The organism is Pseudomonas sp. B23(2017) (genome assembly GCF_002113725.1).
In the GTDB taxonomy this organism is placed as follows: domain Bacteria; phylum Pseudomonadota; class Gammaproteobacteria; order Pseudomonadales; family Pseudomonadaceae; genus Aquipseudomonas; species Aquipseudomonas putida_Z.
The window spans coordinates 1-25,221 of sequence record NZ_NEJM01000020.1 but is presented as its reverse complement, the minus strand read 5'-3'; the positions used below and the strand labels follow the sequence as shown (position 1 = coordinate 25,221).

Here is a 25,221-nt window from a genome sequence, read left to right as displayed (position 1 = left end):
CCTCCTTCAGCCCTTGCTCAAGGGTGTTCAGGTATGGCTGATTCAGCCGTAATGGTATTGCGCTCACAGGCTGGCCACCTGCTCTTTGTGGGCTTGAAGCCGCTCAATCAGCGAACCGTGAGCCTCGAGCACTTGAGCGTGAGCATCATCGATCCGGCGCTGCACCAGCCGCTCAAGGGCATCCGCCAGCACCTTCGGGTCGTCGCCACGCTGATGCAGCATCATGCAGAAATTGGCCAGGTCCTCGAGGTTGCCGGCGTTGCCTTTCGGAATGTGGCTCACGAACAGGTCGGCCAGCAGGTCCGCCGAGCACTCTTCGGGCTTATCCCACCCGCCGCGGCTCTTCTCTCTGGAGCGTTGGAGCTTGGCTTTCATGGCCAGGCCAAAGGCGTCAACTGCGGCATCATCGGCATGGCCTGGTACAGCAGCAGGCAGCGGCAGCCAGCCAATCGGCTCGCCCTCACCCTCGCGGAAGCGATCCTGCTCCCAATCCCACCCAGCAAACTGCCAACTGTCGAGGCCGGTATCGCTCAGGGCGTTGGCGCCGATCGTCACACACACTTCCTGGTCATCGATCGGATGGTCACGGAAGCGCACGAGCAGCAGCACCAGCGTGTTGGTCTTGGGGGCGGTGGACATATCCAACCAGGACGAGGCCGACACCAAGCCGAACACCTGGTGCTGCGCCGATTGAAGGGTACTGATCAGGTGCGACATCCACTCAGTACCGCGCCGGCACTGCTCGATGGCCCATTGGGTTGCGGCGCAAGGTACGAGCTGGGCCTGTACGCCCACGTTATTCATGACTTCCGAACCCATCACTTGTTCTCCTGTTCTTGGTGATACTTCGCATCCATCCCAGCCTTCCAGCCGCGTTCTACCTCAGGCAGTTCGTCATCTGACTTGCACTCGCCCCACAGGCTCGAAATGCCAAAGCCCTCCCCCGCCAGGCGATAGCCTTTTTGAAACAGTGTCTCTACGGGTAGGGCGACCAGAACGCCCTTGTGGTTGCTAGTGCCGTCCACGGCCATCGAAGTTACGAAGTAGTGATTCTTCTTGCGGTTGTAGACGACCTCTTCATTGTCGGTGCCCGGGTCTATCACCAGCTTCGCGCGAGCGCAGAAGAACTTGCCGCCTACGGTGAAACTGAGCCAAGTTCCCTGCTGGATCTGCCCGGGGCCGGTCAATGGCTGCCAGGTGGTGCCCACGCTCACGCTTGGAGCTTGTTGAGTGTGTGCCATGGTCATTCGCCCTGATTGGCCAGCAGGTTCAAGCGTTGGAAAGAAGTGCCTGGAATCCCCTGACAGGGCATTTCATCCTCCACGCCATCAGAAAGCGCCTCGCATACTTGGCCGTACAGATCGAACGGATCATCGACGCGGAACAGGGCTTTCATCTTGGCCAGCAAGGCATTCCGCTTTTCCAGGCGCTCTTGCAGTTCGGCCTCACGCGCTACTGCTGTTCGGCGCAGCGCTTTAAATTCTTCCCAGCATTCAGACCGATCAGCACGCAGCAGGTCGTATGCCTCTGCCATCACGACGTCGGGCCCGTGAGGGTCGTATCCGATACGGTTACCAGCCTCGGAAATCAGCTGTACAGCCTTGTAGCGGTGAACATTTCCCGCCGGGCTGGGCGCGACCGACTCACTTGCAGCTGCCCGGGCGGATAGGACTGCACTGATTCGTTCGCTGATCCTGCGGACTTTCCACGGGTCCTGCGGCGGATCGGTCATCAGCAGAACGCCATGACTCGCCTGGATATCGCATAGCAGCGCATCCACCTCGGCCAGCTGGGCGCGCTGATTTGAAATCCGCAGGCTTTGCCGTTGCATATTCGAGTCAGAATGCTCAATGACTTCGCGTAGTTGCAGGTTCTGAGCGCGTAACCGCTCAACCTCGCCAGAATCAGCGTGTTGAAACACCTCGGCGCTGCCGTCTTCCTCGCACAGGCCTGGTGCGTTGTCGGCCACCAACAGCAACATCCCCGCCATTAGCTCGGCGGTGCCTCCCTCAAGGATCCAGCTCGCTTCAAGACCGCCATCACCGTCGTCAACCAGCTCGGCAACAGCTGTGAGCATGATTGGCTCGTCCTGATGCTGCTTTGCTGGGTCACTACCGTGTTCCGTTGTGTGGTTGGTCATACGCTGTTTTCCTTTTGCCGTTCTACGTCGATTTGTTCGTAAAGGGCGTCCACCCTTTTTTCCTTGCGGTCCAGCGCCAGGTAGCGCTTGCGGTGCTCTTGCAACGCCTTTTCGAATGGCTGAATCAGCTCAAGGATTCGTAGCCGCTCTGCCGGGTCCTTCGATTCGTTGAACCTGGTGGCCAACCGATCACGTTCTTTGAAATCGATTGCCTGAAATTTCCGGGTTTCCTGTTCTCGCTCTGCCTGTAGCGCTTCGGCCTGCTTCTGCCAGCGTATGAAGAGCACTTCGCTCATCTTTGGCCGTTGGAAGACAACCCGCTCCCGAATCCAGGTAACCAGTTCTTCCTTGGTCATCTGGTCCAGTACATCTGGTTGGGGTTGGCCGCGCTTCATGCGGCCTCCAGGTTGCGTTCGTTGGCCTGCCGGCGGAACTTCCATGGATCGTTTGCCCTGGCGAATGCGGCCATGGTCCCAGGGCTGACACTGTTGCCGCACATATGGGTTTGCTCGCTGACTTTGAACGGCACCCCGTCGTGGCCATGGCTGATGATGTAGGTAGCCGGGAAGCCTTGGGCCAGGTACAGCTCCCGTGGGCGCAGCATGCGCATGCGGAGGTCGACAATCGCCCACTGCTCGCCGGCAATCCACACGGTGACCAGCGCCAGGCGGTCCTTGGTGGTGATGGTGGTTACCGGATCACTCATGGCCGCCCATTGACCGCCGGTGTGGTGGTAGCGAATGAGGAATGCTGCTACGCGCAGCGCACCTTCCATGTGCTCTGGCGACAGCGGCAGCTGCTCGAGGCTGGTGCTGGCCAGCGCATGGTGCTCGCCGCCAGTCAGCGTGCTGATGGGGTCGTCTACCGATCGCCCGTAACTACCGTTGCGCAAGGTCACCAGGTGGGCCGTAGCAAGCTGCTGCTGGCTGCCCGAGGTGGTAATGGTGCTCATGCCCTTCAGCACGCTGTGGGCCGCGGTGGTGTTCTTGCCGCCATTGCATTGGACCAGGACGGGCGCAACCAGCGAGAAATGCCCACCTTTTACCGCTGCGCAGATGGTCGGGATCGACATATCTGCCGGCATGACGCGCTGCCGTGAAGCATTCGCGTGCTCAGTGAGGAATGGAGCCAGCATAGGGGCGGCAGACGTCAGGCCGGCACGCTGCGCTGGGGTAATATTCGGGAAATCGCCATCGGCCACGAACTTGGATGGTACGAAGAATGGCACCTCCTTCTCGATGACCTCGCGCACCACACCCTTGGCCAGCCGCGTCAGGGTCTTCTCAGCCAGTGGATTCTTGCGCTTGAAGATCGATTGGCCCAGGTCGTCGAAGTCAATGCACTCGGCAGCGGTGCGGTATGGCTTCTGACCCTTGGCCGGCTTGGCGGCGTGGGTCTTGGGCGGCGCCACGGGCTTCTGTTCGTCGGCGGTGGCCACCAGGTAAAGACGTTCGCGGGTGGTTGGGTCGCCGTAGTCGCAGTTGCGCTCTACCCAGTAATTGACGTTGTAGCCCAGGCGCTTCAGCTCGTTGATGAAGTGGCGCCAGGTGTGGCCCTTGCGCTTCGGGTCGGGCACCAGGAATTGCTCATGCCGCGGTACGCGCTCGCCCACGGCAGCCACAGAGCCGTCCAGCTTGACCACCCGGCCCGTGTCCTTGTCGCGCTTGGCGATCATCGGCCCCCATTGCTGGATCTGTTTGACGTTCTCCAGGCTGATGACCCAAGGCCCCTGGTTGCGCTTGCGCAGCTTCCCGGCGTACTTGATCACCACCCAGCTCAGGTCGCGGATTTCTTCCTTACGCGCCTGGCCACCCAGCGCCTGGCTGAAGTGCCGGCAGTCCGGTGAGGCGTGCAACCAGCCAACAACACGGCCCATGGCTGCCACCAGGGGGCACACGCCCCATACGTCAGTCTGGTAGTGCTTGGCATGCGGATGATTGACCGTGTGCATGCTGATGGCTTTGGGGTTGTGGTTGATGGCCACGGCCACCTTGCGCCCCAGGCCAATCTCCAGGCCGGTGCTGGCTCCACCGCCACCGGCGAACAGGTCGATGATGACGGCCCGGTCGTTATCGTCCAGGGCCAGGGTGTACTGCGTGTTGAAGTCTAGCTGGCGTGGTTTCTGAAGTACGGACATGGGGAATCCTTACCGCTCTTGGCAATTGCTCGAAATTTGGGGGAAGGCGCTGGCCAGCAGCGCCTGTAGGGTCAGGCGGTGATGCGCTGCCCGATAACCTTTGTGGTGTAAGACACGGAGTACTCCAGGCTCAGCTCGAACTGGCCGTCACAGACATCGCAGGTCATGTTCTGGTCCTGGTGGTCCTCGCTTTCGATGTGTATTACCGACGCGCAATGCGGACACTTGCACTTGTCTTGGGCCCGGTAATCCCACTCGTCGTAGGGAGACTCCGCTACCTTTGCCAGTGCCGCGATCCTCTCGGCTGCACGTTGTGCGTCATGGCAAGGCACGCATATGAAACCATTGCGCGCGCCCCACGGCGTCTCGGTGAGCTTCGAGCGGTGGGTGCCGCAGCCCTCGCACACGTTGTGCTTCTCGCACACGATGTAGCCCGAGTTATCGTGGTCACCACCACATTTCCGGCAGCCAGAAACCCAGTACCAGGCATTGTCGATGCGCTCTGCGTACAGGCCCTTCTCTGGCGGCTCCAGCCTCACCTCGGGCAACCCATTACGGTGTGGGCGGTCATGGCTCATGCTGTTCCAGATGTTTGTATGCCCAGAGCGGGAGCGCTCGGTCCAGGCCCCTGGAATCTCGGTGATTAAAATTTTGGTGTCCTTGTCCATGTGAGTCCCCTTCAGCCTGCGTTGCGCTTGAGCTGGTCGACCAGCACCGTTGGCAGGCTGCGAATCAGCAGCGTGCCGGCCTCCTGGTCGTACTCGACCTGGTCGCCCAGCAAATGCGCCTCAAAACTGATCGACAAGCCGTTCACGCGCCCGGTGAAGCGGCGGAATTGGTTGAGGGTGCGCTTGTCTGCGGGGATTTCCGGCGAAAGGCCGTAGTCCTTGTTGCGGATATGGTCGTAGAAGGCTTTGGGGCGATCTTCATCCAACAGGCTGGACAACTCTTCCAGCGCCAGCCGCTCGCCCAGCTTGGTCTGGGTCGTGGCGTACTCGACCAGGGTTTGTTTTTTCTCCCGGGCCGACTCTTCAGGCAGGTCTTCGCTTTCGATGAAATCGCTGAAGGCCTTGAGCAAAGTGCGGGTCTCGCCGGCGCCGTCGATGCCCTCTTGGCAGCCCACGAAGTCACGGAAGTATTCACTGACCCGGCGCCCGCTCTTCGCCTTCAGGTACGAAATGTACTGTCGGGAGGCTGGGTTGGTGCGCCACTCGGACAGGCAGATGCGCGCGGCCAGGTGCAACTGGCCCAGATCCAGGTGACGCAACGGAGTTACGTCCAGCTCTGCGCTTACCGCCACGCTCTCGCTGTGCCGCAGCAAGGCGATCATCAGGTATTCGGTGAGGCCTTGCTGGTAGTGCACAAACAGGACATGGCCACCGGTGGACAGATTCGACTCTTCCATCAGCTTTTGCAGGTGCTCGACGGAGTCCCGGCAGAAGTCGACGTAGGAGCTTTGGCCGTCCAGGTACTTTTTCAGCCACCCGCTCAGTGGGTAGGCACCTGACTCGCCATGGAAGAAGCCCCAGCTCTTGCCGGCTTTGGCGTTGTAGGCGTCATTGAGGTCGGCCAGCAGGTTCTCCAGGGCATCGCTGGGAGGCAGCTCGGTGTCGCGGGCATGCAGCACCGCGGGGCTGCCGTCGGGCTTCTTGTCGATGTAGTGCACGACGGCGTGGCGAATGGGCATGTGTTGCTCCTTGGGTGAATGGCGCACGATCCCCCGCGCGCCAGCAGTTGATCAGTCGTAGGTAACGTCGTCTTCTTGGCAGTCCAGGATCAGCTTCGAGGCGCCGAAATACATGCACGCCACCAGCTTTTGCCACTTGGACTTGATGGAGAAATTGCGCCCGATCGGCTCGCCCTCGATCTGGGCGCTGATGACCTCGCCCACTTCCAGGCCTCGATCGGATTGGCCGGTCACACGGATCACCAGGCGATTGGCGTATTCCATGTCACTGCGCGGGCGTTCACGCAGCGCGTTGCGCTCACGAAAAGCACTTTCGGGCTCGGCGTCGAAGAAAACGTGGATATAACGCGCCTTCAGGCCGTCGCCCTCACGGATGGACACATGGGGCAAATGCCAACCACGATCAGCTGCCTTGGCTTGGTGAACTTCTACGAACGCTTCAAGCACCGACCGTAGGCTGATCACTTCGGGAATGAAGTCAGCGTTCAGGATGTCGTTGATTGCAGCCTCAGCCCGGCGCATCAGGTCGCCAGTGGCGCCGGCCTCGACCCAGCGATCGCGCAGCGCGGTAGCGATAAGGTCGTTGTAACGAGGAAGGTCTGCGATTTTGGACAGGTTCGCTGGTAGAGCATTGGCCAGCTCTTCTTTCAAGTTGGCAGCAAAAGCGCCGTGGGGGCTGAAGGCCTCGCGGCAAACCTCGGTGAACAGCTTTTCGACATGCACGCCAATGATTTCGGCGGGCCGGTCGCTCTCTGAGAAGGCCTGCACCTGGCTTACCAGGATCGCCTCCAAAGTCATCTTGCGGGCTGCGTTCATAGTGCTACTCCCTACTTCACACTGATGGATGGGTGCCGTTGACTGATCAACCGCAGTGACATAATGGCATAAAGTCACAATATCACAATAGCGTTTTATTGGTGTTTTCCACGCTAGCCCGCCTGCCTATTGTCGTGGTCGCGGTACTGCTGGCTTTCGTGCCACTTTGCGAGCAGTGCCCGGACTTCCCCCGGCACCTCACGCCCCGCGGCTTCGACCATCCGAACGCAGAACTCCACCAGGACAATCTCCCGGTCGTACTCGGCAATGAACTCGGCCTTGTTGCCGTGCACCGCCTTCATCGACTTCAGCGGGCCAGTCCCGGGCTGGTGGTGCCCTGCGCACAGCGGCAGCACGTACCAGTGCGCATGGCGTTTGGTCCGGCCATCGCAGTGATGGATCGACACATAGGCCTGTTCTTCGTAATTGCGGGGTCGCCCATCGAGGATGCAGCAGATGCACCCGCATATGTCCGCCACGGTGTCATGCCAGCGCATTTCACCTACCGTCCTGCTCCGACCTTCCATCACTCACCCCCCTATTCCGTTCGTTTCGTTCCACCTGGTCTGGATCTGGTGGCAGCACCTGGTCATCACCGCTCTCCACTCCCCGTGGTACCGCAGGGCTTTGGCTGTTCAAGGCGGGCACGGCAGGACCAACAGCGGCGCCTGACGGCCCTGTTATCTGATGTGCACCATGCTTAACGCTCGCGGCGTGGCCCTGAGCGCCCTCCGCTTTGGCCTGGCGAACCTCGGCCAGGACGGTGATTTTCTTGGGCTGCTGGACGTCGACCAGGACATGCTGGTACTTGCCCACGGTCTGGCGAGAGACCTGCGCCAGGCGCGCGACGGCGGCCTGTGTAATGGACTCGCCACGCTCGAGCAGGCCGACGCAAGCGGCGCGGATCTTGGCCTCGGTCGCCTTGCGGCGTAGCTCATGGGTGCGCGCTGCGGCTTGCTTCTGGCGTTCGGCCAGCGGTAGAGAGGGGTCCAGCTCCATCGATCCACGTACACGACCGCTGCCGGTATAGCGGTACCAGCACCACCTGGCCACGGAGCGGACAGTGGCGCGGATCGAGGACAGTGGGAGGTCGCGTGCGGTGAAGCCGGCGCGTGCAAAACGGTTTTCGCTGTGCGCGTACTGCTCCAGCTGGCGGGTGAAGGACTGGAAGGTGCCCCGATCGCGCTCACGGTTGGTGATGCTGTAGGCGAAGTGGCGCAGCTTCTCGAACATGATGCAGTGGCGCGAATGCGACACCTGGTCAAGGTCCGGTCCCTTTCGCCAGGTTGGCAGTTGCAGCTCGACGTACTCGGCCAGCTCGCCCAGGTCATAGACATGGGCGTGCAGGTCCGTGGTTTGCCACCAGGGGTGCCCGGGGGTCTTGGCCACTGGGCCGCTGTGATAGTCCTCGTCGGCCTGAAGGCGCGCAGCGAAGGCGGCATACACCGCCTTCATGTACCGGATAGGCCGCTCGCGCCCCTTCTCCGAGGTACAGATGGGGCTGATGGCGTAGTAGAGGTGCGCGTGCCCGTTCTTGCGGTTGCGAACGATCAGATTCGGCGCCGGCAGGCCGGCATCGTCCCAGGACAACGCATTGGCGTGGTCGAGGTCGAAGATCAGCCATGACACCATGTCGCGGCGGTTGATCTGCATATAGGGGAAGTGGGCGGCAGCGTGTTCGCGGGGGCGGACAAGCGCGGCAGTCTTGTTGTCGCTGCAACGGGCCAGGTAGGGGGCCTCGTGCATGAAACGCTCCATGGCAGTAGTGAACGTAACGCTCTCTACCTGGTAGGAGACTGGCGGGGGTGTAAGGGTGAATTCCATTGTCATCGCCATTCCGGCGGCGAGCAAACTACGGCGTTTCACCGGCTTGCAGGAAGCCGATGTGACAGCCATAATTGGCCCACCTGTAGTGGTTGAGCAGATCTGTCCTCGTCAAAGTTCGATCTGTTCAGTTTTCCAAGAAGCCCCGCCTGCGAAGCGGGGCTTCTTGCTTTCTGCTATTCGGACCTACATAGGGTTCGGCTCCAGTCGGGCGACGGTCGCCCCGATGTCTTCGATGATTTCGGACAACCAGGAAGCGCGGCCCGGATCGCTCTCCAGCGCGCAGTAATCGCGCAAGTCAGAAAGCGCTTCGGACAGTGCATTGAAGCTGGATTCGTCAACGTGCGGCACAGTGCCGGCGGCGTTGTGGGTGAGAGGCATCATTTGACCCAAGGCACCATCCTCCGGCTCTTGAGCGATTGGAAGAAGGCCCTGAGGCAAGCGGAAATTCGCGGGAATGATTGCTACGCGGACACTGCGACCACCCCGTTTGGGTGGATTCTGGTGCGCTGATTGAGCCGATTGGCGGCCCATATCACATTTTTTTGCCGGAAACGAGAGCGAAGAGCCCTCAGAGGCTTTGCGATTTGACCAATTATGGTAAAGTCCGGTCACGATGCTGCGCTCTCCATTTTTGGTGAGCACACACGATCTCCACGGCGTAGCGCCTTGAATAAGGCCAGCCCAGAGCATGGAAGGCTTGGTGGTGCGAAGGGTTTAAGCATCGTTTGTGTCAAAAAAGAACCTACTGCTTGCCGGCGGACCAGGTTCTTTTTTTTCGCCTCGAATTTGTGTTCGGTGATAAGCAGGCCGCCTGTATATCATACCGGCCATCTGCCATCCAGTTAATCATGTATCCCCGGACATTGTAATACTGTTCACATGAACAGGGTCACTGATTTTTTTCCTCCCGCGGTAGCTTCCTCAGGCTCTTCATGGCCTTCTCGTAGAACGCGGCAGACACGCCACGCTGCCCTTCGCACGCCAGCTCCAGCTGCTCGAACTTGCGTTTGCCGATCGCTACCACAGCCGCATCCCCGCGCGGCTTCGCATAGCGCATCAAGCGCCGCGCACGTACCAGGGAAGCCCGTAATTCTGGGTACGGATAGGGTTGCTCGAGATAGCCATACGGCAAGCCAGACGCCTCTTCTACCCTGCGCGCCAGGTATTCCGGGAAACCTCCCTTGGCCTGTGACGCCTGGATGATTTGATTCGACAGCGCTTCGCCTTCAGCCTGCGGCAGGTGCGCCAACAAAGCGCGCATGCCTTTGGGGCTATGCAGGTCCTTGTACAGGTTGAATCGCTGGTATCGCGCTCGCTTGCTGGCGTCTACCGCCTCCCTGGCGGTCTCGGCACCCTCAAACACTTCTAGGTTCATGCTCTCGCTTCCATTGGTAAACCATGGGTAATTTACGCAATACACCATAGAAACGCTATTAAACTTTGTTAAACCTGTTTACTCTGCACGGATTGGGAAGTAACGGCGCAGACACCAAGGTCCGGGGATTGTTCTGGACCGGACACAGATCGCACCATTTTCCCACCCACCGCAAGGAGAACCCCATGTTTTTCAAGCACCTGAAGGTCTTCCGTCTCACACAAGATATCCCCCTCAAGGTCGAAGCCCTGGAAGCGGCCCTGGCCAGCAAACCAGCGCGCCCCTGCGCCAGCCAGGAACTGAGCACCTACGGCTTCATCGCCCCCTTTGGCAAAGGAGAGGACGCACCGCTGGTGCACGCCAGTGGCGAATTCCTGTTGATCGCCACCCGGCGCGAAGAGCGCATTCTGCCGGGCAGCGTGGTGACCGAGGCCCTGCGCGAAAAGGTCGAAGAAATCGAGGCCGAGCAGATGCGCAAGGTCTACAAGAAGGAGCGCGACCAGCTCAAAGACGACATCATCCAAGCCTTCCTGCCCCGGGCTTTCGTGCGGCACGCCATGATGTTTGCTGCCATTGCTCCCCGCCTCGGCCTGATCGTGGTGAACACCTCCAGCGCCAGCCGCGCTGAGGACCTGCTGTCCACCTTGCGCGAAGTGTTGGGCTCGCTGCCGGTGCGCCCGGTCACTGTGAAGATTGCGCCAACCGCCACCATGACTGACTGGGTCAAGTCCCAGAAGGCCGCCGAAGGCTTCTATGCGCTAGACGAATGCGAGCTGCGCGACACCGCCGAAGATGGCGGCATTGTGCGCTGCAAGCGCCAGGATCTGACCGGCGATGAAATCCAACTGCACTTGGGTACAGGGAAAGTAGTGACCCGACTGGCCGTGGCCTGGCAGGACAAGCTGTCGTTCGTCCTGGACGACAAGCTGGGCATCAACCGGCTCAAGTTCGAGGACCTCCTAACCGAGCAGGCCGAACAGGACGGCGGCGACGACGCGCGCGGTCAGTTCGACGCCAGCTTCAACCTGATGATGCTGACGCTGAAGGAATTCCTCCCTGCCCTCCTGGAAGCCCTCGGCGGCGAGGAACTGCCGACTTCCGTGTAACTGCTTCGCAAAGCGGGACCGCCCGCACGCACTAATGCCAAGGATTAGCGATGATCGTGAGTTTTGATGGACGCCGGGAAAGCAGCACCGGCGACAAGCCGAGCAACCTGGTTCGGTGGACAGGCCAGTTCCTGGTCGCAGACGCAGACGGCAACAAGCTGGAACACACCTGGGAGTCGAACGGGGTACCCCGGATGAACTACCAGGGTGCCCGCAACAGCGCCACGCAAGTGCTCGATCGCCTCACCGCAAGGCTCTTCGAGAAACACCTGCGCCCGATCCGCAAAGCGACCTACACCCTAACCTCACGATGAGGTATCGCGATTTAAGCGCAGCGGACTTCCGCTTGCCCCTGGTCCTGGTACCGCCGCAGGTATGCGGCAAGATCCAGGATCGGACGGTAAACAGCTTGATATTCCCGCTCCAGCCGCAGCCCGATTTCGGCGCTGCCGAGCTGGCTGGGATTTCCGCCGGCACACTGCTGGCGGATGCGCGCCTGGCCTTTGGTCAGGGGCGCATACCCCCACCCATTCCGATTGGATACGCGTTTGAAATACGGTCGGTCGCCGTACATGGAAAGTACCAAAAAATCGGTACGGGGATAGTTGGAAAAATAGGCATAACTGGGCTTCAATATATAACCGATTCGGACTTAGCGCGTGCTGGCTACATGACATCACAAGAACTAAGGACGTTCTGGCACCAGGTTGTAGGCGACGAAGTAGAGTCGCCCAATCCGTGGTGCTGGGTGATCGAATTTGTCTTCAAGGGGTGACCATGGCCATCGCCATCATTACAGCGCTTCTGATTCATGTCGTATGGCTCGTAAACAGCTACACGCACACCAATCCCGAAAGCGCGCGCAAGGTGCGCACGGTAGCCGCTTTTGCATCACTGGTGCTGACGATTGCCCTGTTCATTCTGATTCAGCGCGAAATCGCGGCATTTTTGACGCTGTACGCCGCTCCGTCAGGATCTGTCGCGGTTGATACCGTTGGACCGTGACACTCGTCTGCAATTACTTGACGTCATGCTTGTGTGGCAACTACCGTTCGTCGGCTCAGCTTACCAACCGTGAACTTATTCCATAAATTGACACCACACCCTATGTGTGGGACCAAGTGTGGGGCTGGGAATCTCCAATATCGGGGAACCCCCTACCTTACAAGGGCTAGAAGGGTGGTATTCCGGGGATAGTGTATCCCCGGAGCTTTCGTTAAAATCTGCGCCCTTTTCACCTACAGAAGTATACGGACCAAGCTCCAAATCTACCCCTGTCACTGGTCCGAGAATGGAAGCTGCAAGCAATGCGAACCCAAGCCGTTACACCCTGCAAAAAGGTCGAAAACTATGTCGCTCTCCCAGAAAGTTATCGAGAAGATAACTACTCCCGGCAATTACCAGGATAGGAACGGGCTGATCCTCAAAGTCAGGCCCAGCGGTTCCAAATCATGGATTTTGCGCTACCAGGTCAATGGCGAACGTCATGACATGGGCTTGGGTAGCTTCCCCGGCCTGAGCCTGGCTGAAGCCCGAAAAAAGGCCATCGAACAACGCGCCCTCATCAACCAGGGCGTGGATCCACTTGAGCAGCGCAAAGAGGATGCCCTTGCGGCGATCACCCTCCAAGACGCGGTTATGGCGTTTATTGAACGCCACGCAGCGGGCTGGTCGGCCAAGCACACTAGTCAGTGGCAGAACTCAATGCAGGAGCATGTTTTCCCATTAATTGGCAGCGTGCCTGTGCGTGACCTCGAAACGCCGCACATCATGAAGGTGCTGGACCCGATATGGCGAGATAAGCACGAGACAGCCAGCCGCGTGCGCAACCGCCTCGAGCGCGTCATTGACCAGGAAACTGCGCTGAAACACCGATCGGGAGAAAACCCTGCTCGGTGGAAGGGACACCTGCAAAACCTGATGCCGATCGTGCAGGCCGTACCAGAGCCATTGGAAGCGATGGAGTACAGCCGCCTCCCCTACTTCATGCGCGTCCTGGACGGTGAAGACTCCCGGGCAGCTCGCTGCATGCAGTTCCTGATTTTGACCGCCTGCCGGACCACCGAAGCGATGGGGGCACGCTGGGATGAAATCGATTGGATCAACAGGGTTTGGACCATTCCCGCTGCGCGCATGAAGGGCGGTGAAGAGCACCAGGTGCCACTCAGCGAGGAAGCCATTCAGGTGCTGAAGGACACCGGCACGCGCAATCGGTCCGAGCTGATATTCCCTGCCGCACGCTCAACCAACATGCTGGCCGACAACGCGCTGCGTCGGCTGATGAAGAAGCTGGGCGAACAAGCCACGCCTCATGGCTTCCGGTCGACGTTCCGCACCTGGGCCGCGGAGAAGACCGCTTTCTCCCACGAGGTATGCGAAATCTCCATCGCTCACGTAGTCGGTAACGCAACGTCTCGTAGATATATACGTGGTAACCAGCTCGAAAAGCGCCGCCCGTTGATGGCCAAGTGGGCGAAGTTCGCGATGGAGAAGGTGACGCCGCACCACCCCGTCATGGCGAAGCGCTCGATGCCCGAAACCAGAACGTATATGTGATAGAACAAGCCCGGCGGGTGGCCGCCGGGCTTATCCATACTCAACTTGCGCAAGTTGCACCACTTAAATCACTTGTTCATGTGGCGCAAGTTACATCATTTACTCAACTTCATTCACTTGTGTAGCTTGCACAGCTGGTGCAACCCAGAAATGCGCCAGCACGATCGTCTCAGCGGCGAGCTTAACTTTCACCGGCCATTCCTCGGGCTGCTTGGTCACTTGCGAAGCCACGGCGAAAGTAACGCCGAGCTTCTTCCAGAGGATATGCAGCACGTTATCAACGATGTCATTCGGGCCTTGCGCAGCCTGGTAGGCCTTGTCGAATTCCTTCACCGCCCGGACCTTCAGCTCCTGGACCAACTCTGCCTGGTCAGCAAACTGCTGGGCAAGCGACGACTCAGCTGCGACCAAGGCGGCGGCGGTGATCTCAGCGTTCAGGAAAAGAAACTGCATCGGTAACTCCTTCAATGTGTGCCCCCGCTGCGATCGGGGTGCGTTCACTATGAAACGATGCTGTATGAGTGTCCAGTGATTATGGCTCAGTTGCTTGCCGTAGAGCCCTCGGCCCTGTCAGATGCCTGAGGCTGGAGCAGCAGTGGGCCTGGTAGCGCTTCCTCACCGTTCTGTTTGGCAATGCACCCCAAGACTTGCACAGCGCAGGCCTTCAACTCGGCTTCCACCTCGTCTATCGCTTTCGGCCAGGCTTCATTCCGCCCGGGCGCCGGACGCCCCGGCAGACGGCACGGCACCAGGTTGCACGATCGCAGGGCTTCCGTAGGCCCGGGGGTCAGTTGTTTCGGGGCGCTCGTACAGCCGGCCAAGGCGCTCAGGGACAGCGCCAGCAAGATACTGCATGGTCTCTTGATCATTTCGCTTCAGGTCCTCGAAGGCGCGCGCCTGGTCGCTGTTGTACTTGCGGATTTCGACACCCAGCCTGCTGACGGCCAATTCAACCTGGTTCAGGCGCTCGGCCTGGGCCTGGTTGGCCAGCAACTGGGCATTCTTGTCCTCGATCGTTGCCTTGGCGCTGGCCAGGTCCTGAGCGCTGCGTGCGGCGCTCTGTTCGGCCAGATCTATGCGTGGGGCAAGCCCCCACCAAACCAGACCGGCGCCGGCGCCGATCAGGCCCACCGCCAGCACGCCATAACCCAGCGCGCGGCGGGCAATGGGGCTGGCCAACACGGTCACAATGCTCATTGCTGCCCCTCGCTGGTGCTCTGCCCTGCCGGCGGCCTGCGCTCGACGGCTTTGCCCCCGACATAGCCGGCGGTCACCGCGGTCAGCACCATGCCGGCGATTACCTCAAGTGAGCTGGCGATGATCCGGGCCAGCTCCAGCGCCTGGCCCGGGCCAGCTGACCAGGTCACACCGGCCAGCACCCCGCCAAACAGCGCCATGACAAAGGACAGTACCGTTACCGACAGCAGCAGGCCGAAGCGCTTGGCCGAGGGATGACCACTGCGCCCCTCTTCGCATACCCGCATGAGCCAGGTGGCCAGCAGCCCCAGCGCCCTCATGCCAGCACCTTCAATGCCCGCGCCAAGTACGCCTTGCGGTCCTCGAGGCCCAGCAAGGCTTTGCCGTTGATACCCTCGGTCACCGCACGGACGTCGTTGCTGTCCGCTGCCGCATTGAGGTTGCGATCGGTCCAGTACCAGCAGGCGGCATGCACCCCGTGCACTGGGATATCCAGCAGCTCGGGATAGTCGATCAGGTTCTCACCGATCCCTTTGCCGCACTGGCTGTAGTTGGACCGCCCGGTCAGTTGGATCAGCCCGCGCCCACGGAACTTGAACCCGTCGCCGCTCGCCTCCGGGCCGTTGCCATTACGGTTGGCGTAAGCGCGGTTGGCCAGCTTCTTCGAGTTGCGGGTATACCCCTTGGCGAACTCGACTTCAGCGGGGTCCACCTTCAAGTTCTTGTTCAGGTCGAAACCAGACTTGAAGATCCGTGCCACGCGCTCGGGATCTGTGTAGTAGAGGCTTTCTGCTTTGGCCGTGAACTCGCCTGATTCATGCGCCACCTGGGCGATGAAATGCCCCACCCGAAGGCGCGAATTGATCTGGTACCGCGCCATCAGCTCGTTCAGCGCCGGCACATAGGCCGCACAGGCGTTGCGCCCGGCAGCCGTGGTGCAGACCGCTTGCAGCTGGGCCAGGGTAATCAATGGCTTATCGGCCATGGCTCCCCTCCTTTTCCAGCTGCTCAACCTGGAAGCTCATACGGGTAACGCGCTGCTCGAGCGTTTCGGTCTTACCCTCGATTTTGCTAACCCGCTGCTCCAGCGCTGCGGTGTCGCGCTGTTGCTGCACCTGGACAGCTGCGATGTCAGCGATGGACTTCACCACGCCGTCCAGCTTGGCGCTGAAGTTGGTCACCGACGTCGTGATGCTTTGACTGGCCCACATGATGAAAGCGATGCATAAGGCCTGGGCCACGCCCATTACCCACTTTGCCCCTGGCCTTTCCAAGGCCTTTGAAGTGTCTGTAGCCATATCCTGAACCCTTACCCGGTAAGCACATGGCCACCATTCTCAAGGGCCCACCAGACACACCCGAGGGCAGGTTTGCGCGCTACCGGCGCCCACGGCTCAGGACATTGCCAATCATGTTCAGGCCTTTGATCACGTTGTTGATGGCACCGATGATCGCGGATAAGCCTTTGCTCTTGTTCTCCTGCGCCTTCTTCCAGTTCTGGAACGACTGGCATTCAAACAGTGCCGTGACCTCGGTTTGCGTGAGCCGGCCAGCGGTTGTCAGGTCCTGGCCGTAGTACAGCGCCAGGTCAGCCTTGGTGTTGGTCAGCTGCTTCCAGCAGTTCACACGCCCCGCGGCTGAATCCGGCACGGGGATGAAATCGGGCCAACCCCAACTGAGGCACCCCCGTTTCTGCGTTCGGCTCGCTCACCTGAGCGGCGAGAATTCCGTCTTTGTTGAAGACCGCATGCACGAAGTGCTGAAGCCTGAGGGTCGCCTCGGAATAGGCCTCGTAGAGGCTCACAAACTCGGTTTCCGGCGCCTGCTTCAGGATTTCCACCCTTTCCAGCAGCGCTTTGCCGTAGGCGTCCGGGCTTGAGTACTCAAGGGGCTTTTCGTTGATGCCCCGGGTACAGGCCGCCAGCGCGCCCAGTAGCCAGCCAAAGTACGATTTAGGCAACTTCCCGGTCAGCACCATTTGTTCGATGGCCTCGGCCTGGTAGCCCAGCAGCGGCGTACAGATCATCGGTTCTTCACCGTGCACGAACTCGACTTGCTCGACATAGTCGGTGTCGCCCAGCAGATAGTCACTCAGGCGACCATCGCCCAAGGGGAAGTTCGGGCCGTCATCGAGCATGGCCGCCAGGTAGTAAATGACCACGTTCATACGCTCATTCACCGACCAGAGCAGAGGGTCAGTTACCTGGAGCTTGCCGGCAGGCCGGGGGATATGCTCACAGCAAGCCCGAATAAACGCTGTGATGGTGCGCTGCTCGAACTGATAGGGAATGGTGCACAGCTCCTGCATCTGGCCGATTTGCAGCTCCCGGGGCTGCACAGAGATACGCGCGGTATGCACCGGCTGAATGGATTTCATAGGGCCCCTAAGGATTCGTATTCGATAAACGTCAGGTTCAGCTCAGCGAAGTCATCCACCTTTCGGCTTTGCGCAACCTGCATGCTCGCCGGCACCAGCACCATGGATTTCTGGTAGCCGCGCCCCTCTTCAAAGGCGCCGTGTGTGATGGTGAACGTGTTGGCGTACTCGCTGGGCAAGCCGAACGTCCCATCTGGGTGGGCATGCAGCCGCTTGAGATTTTCAAACCAGGTCTTGATTTCACCGTCGACGTCGTAGCAGGTCAGGGTCAATTCGATCGGATCAGTGCCGGATGGGGCATGGGTGAAGCCCGAACCGATCTTTTTGACGTCGTACCCCAGCTGGACACCGTTGTAACTGACTTCGGTGGCCAGCAGGTTCACCCGCGGCGCCACCACCCGGCCAATGGGCTCGACCAGGACATGCCACAGATTCGTGCGCTCCCGCAGTACGTTTTGCGACTCCTCGAACATCGTCAGCAGGGTTGACCAGCTGGAGCCGGCCAGCGCTACGGTCTGGGCAGTGCGCCCATAGGAGCTGTACGCGCCCAGGCCGATATCAAGCAGTCCGCCGGCAGCGCCAGCAAGGTCGCCATTCAGCAGCTTGCCAAACGCACCGGCATACTTCACGACCTTGGCTGAAGGACGGGCAGCATTGACCACGCGCTCCGCGGCCTGGTAACCGATGCGCTCGAAGATACTGGCCATCAGATCGTCACCCAGTCTTCGCTGAACGCCAGCGCCGGCAACCTGGTCTCGTAGTCGATGATGCTGGCTTGAACCTCGGACACGGCTCGCCCGAAGACTTCAGCGCCCTGCGTCTTTGAGGCTTCGAGCGCCGTGCTGTTTTCGCGCTCCAGGTAAAGCAGCCACAACGGCTTGATGATCGACAGTTCGCTCTCGCTCACCTCTACATCGTCGGCGTCAGTATCGCCCAATGCCGAAGCACCCACGATGCCACCCGAGGTAAGGTCGGCATGGCCGCAGTAAAACCGTGTGGCGTCGCGCAGGCTGCGCAGTACCTGGTCATCGGTCAGCACGCAGCCGATGGGGAGGACCGCCATGTGCTGCGCCGCCAATACGCTTAGCTTCATCGTTCAGCCTTACTGGTTGGCGAACCAGTGGAAGTGGATAGTGCCGGCGAACATCAGGGCGGTATCGTTCTCCCAATCACGGTCTGGTACATCCATCACCAGGGTGCAGCGCAGCAGCTCTTCCTTGCGAGAGTGATCTTCAGGGCGCCCAGCGTAGACGGTCGCGTCGAACTGCGCGCCGCTCGAAATGAGGGCAATGAGCGCGTCTGCGACGGTGCCCGGGTACACCTCGTAGAACGAGATTGGCCCCTCGAACTTGGTTTTGTTGTTCTGGGGCTGGACCATCAACTGCCCGTTAGGCGCGTAGAACTCGATCATGTCCTTGACGGTAGCGACCGGCCATGGGAATTGCTTGGTGAGCAGCTGGAGGTTTTCATGGCCATGAATGACCATAATCGCGTCAGCGGTCGAAGCTTTGCGCCCGAGGTCGTTGACGTTCTGGAAGGTGGTGGATAGCACCGAATGGTTGTTTACCGTCATGTGACGCCCCTGCGTGAGTGTGTAGTCAGGGGAAAATGATCAGGGATAGAAAACCCCGCTCATGGGCGGGGTTTGCGCGGTTTTGCCTACCCAAGTCGGGCAAAAAATCGCTTGATGTCCGGCCTGTCCAGGGCGGTCAAGGTAGCCATGGAGACCTGCACCGTCAGCTCGGTGTAGTTGCCCCGCGAATCCTTGGGCGCCGACAGCGGGTAACTGATCGACTCGACCACCATGGGGGCCGCTGTTCGCCCGGCGTAAGTCATCCCCAACAGCTTGGGCGCGTAGGACGGGAATAGGGCCTTGATGAAGCTGTCCACATCGCGCGTGGTTTGCAGCACCTCGGACAGAATCCCCTCTTCTGCCAGCTCCTGGGGAAACACCCACTCCATCAGGCGCTGCAACGGTGCCTCAACTTCCTTGGCCGCGTCTGAAATGGCCCGCAGCACCAGGCTGAAATTCATGCGCACCGGCGGCATGCCGGTGAAGACCTGCCGCGAATTCAGCTTGGTCATACCGGTGCGCCCTTCAAGCTCACGAACCGCGGCTTTCAGCTTGTCGGCGCCAGCGTCAAGCACGCCGCCGACCGTGCCGTTGGGATTGGGGTTCACCGCCTGAAGGGCATTGAGCACTGGTACCAGGGAGCCACTTTGCAACAGTGCCGTCAGCGCAGGCGCCTTGGTCTCAGGCCCCATGTTCTCGAATGGACTCTGCCAGTTGAAAGTGGCTTCAAATGAGCCCTCTTCCATCGCGCCATAAACCCCCTGAAGCTCCTGAATGTCAGGAACGCCCTTGGAATTGCAGACGAAAATGCGGGCCAGCAGGTAAGGCGACAGGTTGCCCCAATTGCTGCCCAGATCGGTATTGGCGATCCGCAGCCCCAGCAGGGAATCAACGTTTTCACTCAAGATCGAACTGGCCGAGTCGGCATCGAACAGACTGCCAACCGAGCTTTTGATCTTCTCCCCGACTTCAGTGAAAGTCGTTTCGCCATTCCAGAGGTCCGAGACGGTACTGGCTATGCTGGAGGCGCCAGACTCCAGCATTTTGAGGTTTTCAGCACCGCCCACGTACGATCCAGCGATATCTCGACCGCTTTTGATCAATCCATCAGACACGCGCCCTGCGGCAGTGGCTGCCGACCCCAGAATCTTGTTTGGCGTGCTACCCGCGGGGGTGCTGGCTACGCCCTTGATCGTGCTGGAGAGCAGTTTCCCAGCCGCGTCAAAGCTGAGGTCGATAGCCACGGTTTACAGGCCCATCTTCTGGCGCAGGCGCATGGACTTCGCCCGGCGGATCTTCGCGGCGCCGCTGAAGGCCTTGCGCTGCATCTTCCGCACCGCGGACTTCTGAGCCGCCGTCAGGCGCACAGTGCCGGCGATTCGCTTGTTCATGCGCACTTTCTTGCCGCCACGGATAGCGAACACCTTGCGGTAGGTGGCGTCGAGCATTTGCTCGTCATCACCGTCCACGAAGCGGCCAGCATCATCCAGCATGGCTTCTTCGCCGTTCGGCATTTTGTCCAGCAGCGCTTCATGCACGCGCTCGGCTACATCGTTGTTGAACTCGCCGTTACCCAGCAGCGCGTCGACGTCGTCTTCAGGGATACCCTTCTCCACCAGGTAATCGCCTACCAGCTCCGCGACCATGCCGCCGTACTCGATCTCATCATCGGTGAGGTCGGTATCACTGTGAGCCGCGGTACCCACGATCAGCGCCAGCAAGCGGTCGCCGTAGCCTTCATCGGGGCCCATATCGTCGCTTTCGAGCCATTCGCGCACCACGCGCACAGCGTCTTGGCGCATGTCGTCGGAATACACGATGTCCGGCACATCCGAATTGGCACCGTCCAGCATGCCGCCAGGTTGCTTGTGCGGCTGTTGCGGGGTGTCGATAGTCTTCTGGACCGCAGCCGCTACGGCATTGGTCCGGGTCAGGATGTCACTTACAAGGTTCATGGTTGAATCTCCTTAGCTCACGCGGACGATGGTTTGAGTACCGCGGGTAATGCGGTTGGTACCGTCCCAGCTGACGTCATAAAGCACGTTCATTTCGTCGTTCGGTGCCGATGCGTTGCGGTTGACTTCAGCCTGGTAGTAGCCGCCGTCCAGCTCTGCCGATGGGGTCATCCATTTAGCGGACGACATCGCCTTCAGCAGCGTGCCCAGATTGCGGGTCATCATGTCGATGGCGTCAGCCATTGGGCGTTGCAGCGACTCCTGGCCGAGCGCAGCCACTTTGTCGTCCAGGAAGGTGGCCATTTCGGTCACAGCGATCAGCTTGGTACCGCCAGTGGTCTGTGCGCCGGTCAGGGAGTCGACCCAGGCGAATTTGGCGCCGCTGGCGTAGTCCTTGAAGATCACCGGATTGATCTGGTTTTCCGCCAGCAGCTCCAACTCAGGATCATCAGGGGTGTACGTCTGGCTGATGCTGGTACCGCTCAGCCCGTAGTCGACGCCCGCGATCGGGTAGTTACGTGGCGCGATGCCTTGCCCGTTGACCTGTGCGTTCCGCGCGCAGCGCAAGCCAATTTGCTGGCCAGAGGTACCGAAAAACGCCTTCCCGCCGGCGATCGGGTTGATACGCTTCAACGGCGCCCAGTAGGCCTGGCTGTACATGCTCTTGACGCTGGCGCCGATCGACTGAACGAACGACACCGCTGCCGCTGGAGCCAGGCGCCCCGGGACGTCGAAAATGAACTGCTTGTTGATTTCCTTGCCCAGGTCCGCAAGCAGGCCCAGCAGTGCCACGTTTTCAGTGCCGCCGCCACCCAGGTAGGTGAAGTTCGGACGCGAGCGGCGCAGGCGATCGATGGCCGCCGACATTTCAGCGTTGGTGTACACGGTACGGCCTTCGCTGAAGTAGAACAGTTTGGCGCTGGCGAACTTCGGCTTGTTGTTCGCCTTGCCATAGAACTGGCTGTCGACCGCCACTGTGGCGTTATCGGCCACCTCGACGACTTTGATCAGGTCGGTCGCCTGCTCGATGACATCAGCGATAAACGAACTGTTGTTGTATTCGTCCTTGGCCAGCGGATCGAGCGAACCGGTGAACGGCCCGATGATGATGGCGTTGGAAACCGGGTCCAGGAACTGAACGGTGATGATCTTCGACTCTGCCGGCACACCCGCGGATTCAGCCGCTTCGGCGTTGATTTCGCAGATCAGCCCGTCGTTGAAGCATTCCAGGTGCTTGAAGGCGATCAGCGAGCCCGCCGGCAGGCCGGCGCTCTCCAGGCCAGTGGACCAGACCGCGGGGCCGGTACCGCTGACATCCAGCGCGCTGGATTTGGCAATCAGAATCTTGTTCACCGCGTCGTCAGCGATCAGGCGCGACACGATCATCTGTTGGGCGCCATAGCGCAGCGCCTCATAGGCCTGGACCTGGGCTTCGCCAGTTGCCGATACGCTCAAGCTGAGCGGGGCACCCAGCAAACGCTCATGCTTTTCGCGGGTAACGGCAAAGACCTGGTCGATACGGCCACGAGTGAAGCGCCCGATGGTTGCGGCACTGTAGTCCCCCGCCACAGAGCCGATGGCCGATTTGTCTTGAATGAAGTTCTGCTGGTAGCCAGAACGCTTGTTGACGCTACGGGACAGTTGAACGGTCATGTGACCCCCTTATTCGGCGGCGCCGCCGGCAGTACCGGCAGTGGCATTGTCTGGCTGGTCCGCTGGAGCTTCAGCCGCCGGCGGAATGGTGAGGGTTACGAAGTTTGCGTCTTCGCTGCCGTAGCGCTTGGCCAAGGCGGCCACATCGGTCACCACGACCCAGGCTTGTTCGAAGCTTTTCACCTTGAACGGCACGGTTTCACCGGCGTGGATCAGCTCGTCATGGCGAGTCGATGGCACCACGAGCGGCTTGTAGCACTTGTGGGCCAGGTGCACCTCGAACGGGTATTTGCGCCCTTCCACGATGGCCTGCGCCAGCTTGGCAACCTGCTCGCCAGAGCTTGCCCCCAGGTTGATAACCACCACGCCACCGGCATCGACGGTCTTGATGGCTTCTGCGGCTGCCAGCACGACCGCGGCAGTATCACCAGCTGGCCCTGCGGTAACCACGGCAGCATTGGCGCCGACCTGGACAACCTCAGCGCCCTTATCGGCAGCGTCCTCGCCTGCCTTGGTGATGCTGTCGACCTTGTCGACGGCCTTACTATCGTTCTTCGCCATATTTCACCTGTAACCCGATGTCTGAATCCCAGCGCTCGCGCATTGCCCGTGTAGCCAGCTCGCGCGCAATCTCCTGGTACTGCGCCGCTTCCTGGCACTGCACGGTGACCTCACCGAAACGCCTCAACCGCACGCCCAGCGCCCGGACAACCAGGGTGTTGCGGGTGTTGTTGGTCAGTGTCAGCTCGGCAGGAAACTCGGCAATGTCAGGCAGCGCCCACGCCAGAGACTGTACGGCCTGTTCAGCGCCCGACTTTTCGGGGGTTTGCACGGGTTTCCAGTCGTCAGGAAAACGACCCATACCGAAGGACGTCCCCGATCGGAACTCTCCTTCTGCCGAGACTTGCGGGGTGGTTTGTTCCGCCACGGGAGCGGTGTTGGTTGCAGCGCCTGCCTGGCCACCAGGCGTGGAAACGGGCGCTTGAGCGCCCGTTTCCTTGTCCTGGTCGGCGGCGGCGCTGCCAGTCGACTGGCGCGGTTTACGCGGCGTTTTTGACGCCTTGTCCGCGGCAGTCGAAGCTGGAGCCTTTGCCATGCTCTTCTCCTATTAGGGCTGAACCAGGGTGTCGACGTTCTTGACGGTGATCAGCGCGCAGCCCATGGCCGATGCCTTGTGCGGGTTCACCTCGGTCAGGTTGCGGCCATACAGCGCGGCGCCCGACTTCAGGTCGCTAACCAGGGCAAGCGGTACCATGGTCGGCGCCACTGCATCGGAGAACACGATCGGGTTACGAGCCACCTGTGCCGCGCGACCAACCGCCAGCATCTGGATGTCGGTTTCGGTCTCTTTCAGGCCGCGTGGGGTGTAGTAAACGTCGTACTGGTTCTTGTAGCGGCCCACGCGATAGATGCCCGGGCGAGCCGTTACGCCGGACGGCACGAAGTCGTCGCTACCCATGGAGCGGTAGTTGGCAGCACCTTTCTGGCCTACCCACATGATGCCGAGACCGAATTCACCGGTGTTGTTCGCTACTTCCTGGTCGACTTCACCGAAGAAGGCCGCGAAGTCGCGCCAGCGTTGAGCACGGGACTTTTCCAGCAGCTGGTTGGCTGCGTCGTAGTCGAATACGCGATGGGTCAGGTACGCAACTTCGATCAGTTTTTCCAGCGCGGTGTAGTAGCGCTCGTTGGCCAGCTGGGCGCGCGCTGAGTTCACCGCCACGCTCAGGAAGTCAGTACCCAGTTCGGCCTGGCCCTGGCTGCGGGCGCCCGGAGTGGTCTGCATCAGCACACGGTATTCAGCGCAGTACAGCGAGAAGGTTTTGGCTTCGGTCTTGATCGACGGAGTCAGGGCTGGCTTCGCCTCGTAGTCGATGAAGCCGACCACCTTGACCTCGGTACCTTCTGGCAGCGGTGGGTTGAACGCCAGGGCGCCAGTACCGGCGGCGAAGTCTACCGAGCCGCTGATAGCGTACTTGGAACCGCTGATATCAGCTTGGCCGGCGATCTGGCGCTGAGCCGCGTTATCGTTCGCGTCGAGTTCACCGGCCACTTTGAAGCCACCGAGTTTCACATAGGTGCGAGTCGGCAGCAGAGGAACAGCGGCGCCGCCACCTGCCAGCAGGGTCTTGAACGCGAAAGTGGCCGAAGCACGGTCGGCAGCCAGGGCCGCGATAACGGTGCGCTCGGGGCTGATATAGCGGAGACCGCCGCCCACACCGTCCAGGATCGAACCATCCTTGTACGCACCGAAATCGTTGCCGGCCTGGCTGTTGACGATGGACAGGCGGGATTCGTTCGAGCCGATGTCGGATGGCAGGTAGGCGCCAGCGGGGAACGCTTCGGCAATCGAACCGCACAGAGCCACCGAGGTACGGTTTGGCTGGTGGGACAACGGCGAAGACTGGAGCGAGCTGCTAACGCTGTCGAGGGTGGCGCCGTTCGGCAGGATCGGAAGCGAGCCATCAGCGGCAATCCCGGCCTGGTACAGAGCTGCGTCGATGATATCGGCGGAAGGGGTGTAACCGTGCTCGTACTCGAAGCGGCGGATGCCGTCGAGCATGGCCGCAACTACCTTCGGCTTGTCGTCTTTGTCCATCATTTCCAGCACCGACACCATACGAGTCGGCAGCAGGTCGCCAGGGTTCTTGATCGCTTCACCGATGGCGCCTACACCGCTCGAGGACACGCTATCGAGCATGCCACCGTCGTTGCGGACCATCTTGGCCAGCTGGCCAACCTTCTGTTCGTCTTCCGCCAAAGTGGTGTTGGGCGCATAAATATAGGGCATCGTTGTTACCTCGTTCCTGATGGTGGGCAGC

At 60.4% G+C, this 25,221-nt stretch carries 34 protein-coding genes; 5 read left to right on the top strand and 29 right to left on the bottom strand.

The window, feature by feature from the left end; translation table 11 throughout:
• Positions 1 to 63 precede the first annotated feature (63 nt).
• From CAG46_RS28980 to CAG46_RS24920, 12 genes are all read right to left on the bottom strand, one after another.
• Positions 64 to 819 carry a hypothetical protein gene (locus CAG46_RS28980; protein ID WP_178080729.1) on the bottom strand — a complete coding sequence of 252 codons (756 nt, stop codon included), beginning with the start codon at positions 817 to 819 and terminating at the stop codon, positions 64 to 66.
• Complete coding sequence (locus CAG46_RS24970; RefSeq protein ID WP_143493513.1) at positions 819 to 1,241, bottom strand: hypothetical protein; 423 nt, start codon at positions 1,239 to 1,241, stop codon at positions 819 to 821. The genes CAG46_RS28980 and CAG46_RS24970 overlap by 1 nt, the downstream gene beginning before the upstream one ends.
• A gap of 2 nt (positions 1,242 to 1,243) precedes the next feature.
• Positions 1,244 to 2,140 carry a DUF349 domain-containing protein gene (locus tag CAG46_RS24965; protein ID WP_085618797.1) on the bottom strand — a complete coding sequence of 299 codons (897 nt, stop codon included), beginning with the start codon at positions 2,138 to 2,140 and terminating at the stop codon, positions 1,244 to 1,246.
• Positions 2,137 to 2,535, bottom strand: a complete 399-nt coding sequence (locus tag CAG46_RS24960; protein WP_085618794.1) for a hypothetical protein — start codon at positions 2,533 to 2,535, stop codon at positions 2,137 to 2,139. Before CAG46_RS24960 ends, CAG46_RS24965 begins: the two co-directional genes overlap by 4 nt.
• Complete coding sequence (locus tag CAG46_RS24955; protein WP_085618792.1) at positions 2,532 to 4,277, bottom strand: DNA cytosine methyltransferase; 1,746 nt, start codon at positions 4,275 to 4,277, stop codon at positions 2,532 to 2,534. The genes CAG46_RS24960 and CAG46_RS24955 overlap by 4 nt, the downstream gene beginning before the upstream one ends.
• A gap of 71 nt (positions 4,278 to 4,348) precedes the next feature.
• The gene (locus tag CAG46_RS24950; protein WP_085618790.1) at positions 4,349 to 4,945 is read right to left on the bottom strand and encodes a hypothetical protein; all 597 of its coding nucleotides are present in this window, start codon (positions 4,943 to 4,945) and stop codon (positions 4,349 to 4,351) included.
• 11 nt (positions 4,946 to 4,956) lie between these two features.
• Positions 4,957 to 5,964, bottom strand: coding sequence for a nucleoid-associated protein YejK (yejK, locus tag CAG46_RS24945; RefSeq protein ID WP_085618788.1), 1,008 nt, complete (start codon positions 5,962 to 5,964; stop codon positions 4,957 to 4,959).
• 51 nt (positions 5,965 to 6,015) lie between these two features.
• Positions 6,016 to 6,780 carry a hypothetical protein gene (locus tag CAG46_RS24940; protein WP_085618786.1) on the bottom strand — a complete coding sequence of 255 codons (765 nt, stop codon included), beginning with the start codon at positions 6,778 to 6,780 and terminating at the stop codon, positions 6,016 to 6,018.
• A 113-nt stretch (positions 6,781 to 6,893) separates the two neighbouring features.
• Positions 6,894 to 7,277 (bottom strand): Ref family recombination enhancement nuclease, encoded by a 384-nt coding sequence (locus CAG46_RS24935; protein ID WP_256575140.1) that lies wholly within the window; start codon positions 7,275 to 7,277, stop codon positions 6,894 to 6,896.
• Position 7,278: 1 nt separating this feature from the next.
• A complete protein-coding gene (locus CAG46_RS24930; protein ID WP_085618911.1) occupies positions 7,279 to 8,604 on the bottom strand; it encodes a replication initiation protein in 1,326 nt (441 codons plus the stop codon).
• 186 nt (positions 8,605 to 8,790) lie between these two features.
• A complete protein-coding gene (locus CAG46_RS28625) occupies positions 8,791 to 9,249 on the bottom strand; it encodes a hypothetical protein (RefSeq protein WP_143493512.1) in 459 nt (152 codons plus the stop codon).
• A gap of 247 nt (positions 9,250 to 9,496) precedes the next feature.
• Positions 9,497 to 9,982, bottom strand: a complete 486-nt coding sequence (locus CAG46_RS24920; RefSeq protein ID WP_085618779.1) for a hypothetical protein — start codon at positions 9,980 to 9,982, stop codon at positions 9,497 to 9,499.
• A gap of 185 nt (positions 9,983 to 10,167) precedes the next feature.
• On the opposite strand from CAG46_RS24920, the gene rdgC reads away from it, so the two are divergent.
• The 5 genes from rdgC (at position 10,168) to CAG46_RS24895 (ending at position 13,644) form a co-directional block, all read left to right on the top strand.
• A complete protein-coding gene (rdgC, locus tag CAG46_RS24915; RefSeq protein WP_085618777.1) occupies positions 10,168 to 11,088 on the top strand; it encodes a recombination-associated protein RdgC in 921 nt (306 codons plus the stop codon).
• Positions 11,089 to 11,138: 50 nt separating this feature from the next.
• A complete protein-coding gene (locus CAG46_RS24910; protein WP_085618775.1) occupies positions 11,139 to 11,402 on the top strand; it encodes a hypothetical protein in 264 nt (87 codons plus the stop codon).
• Positions 11,403 to 11,434: 32 nt separating this feature from the next.
• The gene (locus tag CAG46_RS24905) at positions 11,435 to 11,863 is read left to right on the top strand and encodes a hypothetical protein (protein ID WP_143493511.1); all 429 of its coding nucleotides are present in this window, start codon (positions 11,435 to 11,437) and stop codon (positions 11,861 to 11,863) included.
• 2 nt (positions 11,864 to 11,865) lie between these two features.
• Positions 11,866 to 12,093 (top strand): hypothetical protein, encoded by a 228-nt coding sequence (locus CAG46_RS24900; RefSeq protein ID WP_085618771.1) that lies wholly within the window; start codon positions 11,866 to 11,868, stop codon positions 12,091 to 12,093.
• A gap of 345 nt (positions 12,094 to 12,438) precedes the next feature.
• Positions 12,439 to 13,644 (top strand): site-specific integrase, encoded by a 1,206-nt coding sequence (locus CAG46_RS24895; protein ID WP_085618769.1) that lies wholly within the window; start codon positions 12,439 to 12,441, stop codon positions 13,642 to 13,644.
• 99 nt (positions 13,645 to 13,743) lie between these two features.
• Here the strand turns inward: CAG46_RS24895 and CAG46_RS24890 are convergent, their stop codons facing one another.
• The 17 genes from CAG46_RS24890 to CAG46_RS24815 all read right to left on the bottom strand — a co-directional run.
• The gene (locus CAG46_RS24890) at positions 13,744 to 14,097 is read right to left on the bottom strand and encodes a hypothetical protein (RefSeq protein WP_085618766.1); all 354 of its coding nucleotides are present in this window, start codon (positions 14,095 to 14,097) and stop codon (positions 13,744 to 13,746) included.
• A gap of 86 nt (positions 14,098 to 14,183) precedes the next feature.
• Positions 14,184 to 14,465, bottom strand: coding sequence for a hypothetical protein (locus CAG46_RS29410; protein ID WP_371917563.1), 282 nt, complete (start codon positions 14,463 to 14,465; stop codon positions 14,184 to 14,186).
• Positions 14,350 to 14,841, bottom strand: coding sequence for a hypothetical protein (locus CAG46_RS29210; protein WP_085618764.1), 492 nt, complete (start codon positions 14,839 to 14,841; stop codon positions 14,350 to 14,352). The genes CAG46_RS29410 and CAG46_RS29210 overlap by 116 nt, the downstream gene beginning before the upstream one ends.
• On the bottom strand, positions 14,838 to 15,161 hold the full coding sequence (locus tag CAG46_RS24880) for a hypothetical protein (protein WP_085618762.1): 324 nt from the start codon (positions 15,159 to 15,161) through the stop codon (positions 14,838 to 14,840). The genes CAG46_RS29210 and CAG46_RS24880 overlap by 4 nt, the downstream gene beginning before the upstream one ends.
• Positions 15,158 to 15,826, bottom strand: coding sequence for a glycoside hydrolase family 19 protein (locus CAG46_RS24875; RefSeq protein WP_085618760.1), 669 nt, complete (start codon positions 15,824 to 15,826; stop codon positions 15,158 to 15,160). Before CAG46_RS24875 ends, CAG46_RS24880 begins: the two co-directional genes overlap by 4 nt.
• Complete coding sequence (locus CAG46_RS24870) at positions 15,816 to 16,139, bottom strand: hypothetical protein (RefSeq protein WP_085618758.1); 324 nt, start codon at positions 16,137 to 16,139, stop codon at positions 15,816 to 15,818. Before CAG46_RS24870 ends, CAG46_RS24875 begins: the two co-directional genes overlap by 11 nt.
• Before the next feature lie 79 nt (positions 16,140 to 16,218).
• A complete protein-coding gene (locus tag CAG46_RS24865; protein ID WP_085618756.1) occupies positions 16,219 to 16,467 on the bottom strand; it encodes a hypothetical protein in 249 nt (82 codons plus the stop codon).
• Positions 16,430 to 17,218 (bottom strand): hypothetical protein, encoded by a 789-nt coding sequence (locus CAG46_RS24860; protein WP_085618754.1) that lies wholly within the window; start codon positions 17,216 to 17,218, stop codon positions 16,430 to 16,432. The genes CAG46_RS24865 and CAG46_RS24860 overlap by 38 nt, the downstream gene beginning before the upstream one ends.
• Positions 17,215 to 17,925 (bottom strand): hypothetical protein, encoded by a 711-nt coding sequence (locus CAG46_RS24855; protein WP_085618752.1) that lies wholly within the window; start codon positions 17,923 to 17,925, stop codon positions 17,215 to 17,217. Before CAG46_RS24855 ends, CAG46_RS24860 begins: the two co-directional genes overlap by 4 nt.
• Positions 17,925 to 18,311: a hypothetical protein gene (locus tag CAG46_RS24850; protein ID WP_085618750.1), complete on the bottom strand. Its 387-nt coding sequence runs from the start codon at positions 18,309 to 18,311 to the stop codon at positions 17,925 to 17,927. Before CAG46_RS24850 ends, CAG46_RS24855 begins: the two co-directional genes overlap by 1 nt.
• 9 nt (positions 18,312 to 18,320) lie before the next feature.
• Complete coding sequence (locus CAG46_RS24845; RefSeq protein ID WP_085618748.1) at positions 18,321 to 18,791, bottom strand: hypothetical protein; 471 nt, start codon at positions 18,789 to 18,791, stop codon at positions 18,321 to 18,323.
• Positions 18,792 to 18,877: 86 nt separating this feature from the next.
• Positions 18,878 to 20,035 (bottom strand): hypothetical protein, encoded by a 1,158-nt coding sequence (locus CAG46_RS24840; RefSeq protein WP_143493510.1) that lies wholly within the window; start codon positions 20,033 to 20,035, stop codon positions 18,878 to 18,880.
• Between the two features lie 3 nt (positions 20,036 to 20,038).
• Entirely contained in the window at positions 20,039 to 20,746 is a 708-nt protein-coding gene (locus CAG46_RS24835) for a hypothetical protein (RefSeq protein WP_085618744.1), read from the bottom strand.
• Positions 20,747 to 20,758: 12 nt separating this feature from the next.
• A complete protein-coding gene (locus CAG46_RS24830) occupies positions 20,759 to 22,399 on the bottom strand; it encodes a hypothetical protein (RefSeq protein WP_085618742.1) in 1,641 nt (546 codons plus the stop codon).
• Positions 22,400 to 22,408: 9 nt separating this feature from the next.
• A complete protein-coding gene (locus tag CAG46_RS24825) occupies positions 22,409 to 22,960 on the bottom strand; it encodes a hypothetical protein (protein ID WP_085618740.1) in 552 nt (183 codons plus the stop codon).
• The gene (locus tag CAG46_RS24820; RefSeq protein WP_085618738.1) at positions 22,944 to 23,495 is read right to left on the bottom strand and encodes a hypothetical protein; all 552 of its coding nucleotides are present in this window, start codon (positions 23,493 to 23,495) and stop codon (positions 22,944 to 22,946) included. Before CAG46_RS24820 ends, CAG46_RS24825 begins: the two co-directional genes overlap by 17 nt.
• 12 nt (positions 23,496 to 23,507) lie before the next feature.
• A partial coding sequence (locus CAG46_RS24815) for a hypothetical protein (RefSeq protein ID WP_218192013.1) occupies positions 23,508 to 25,221 on the bottom strand: 1,714 nt, incomplete at its 5' end.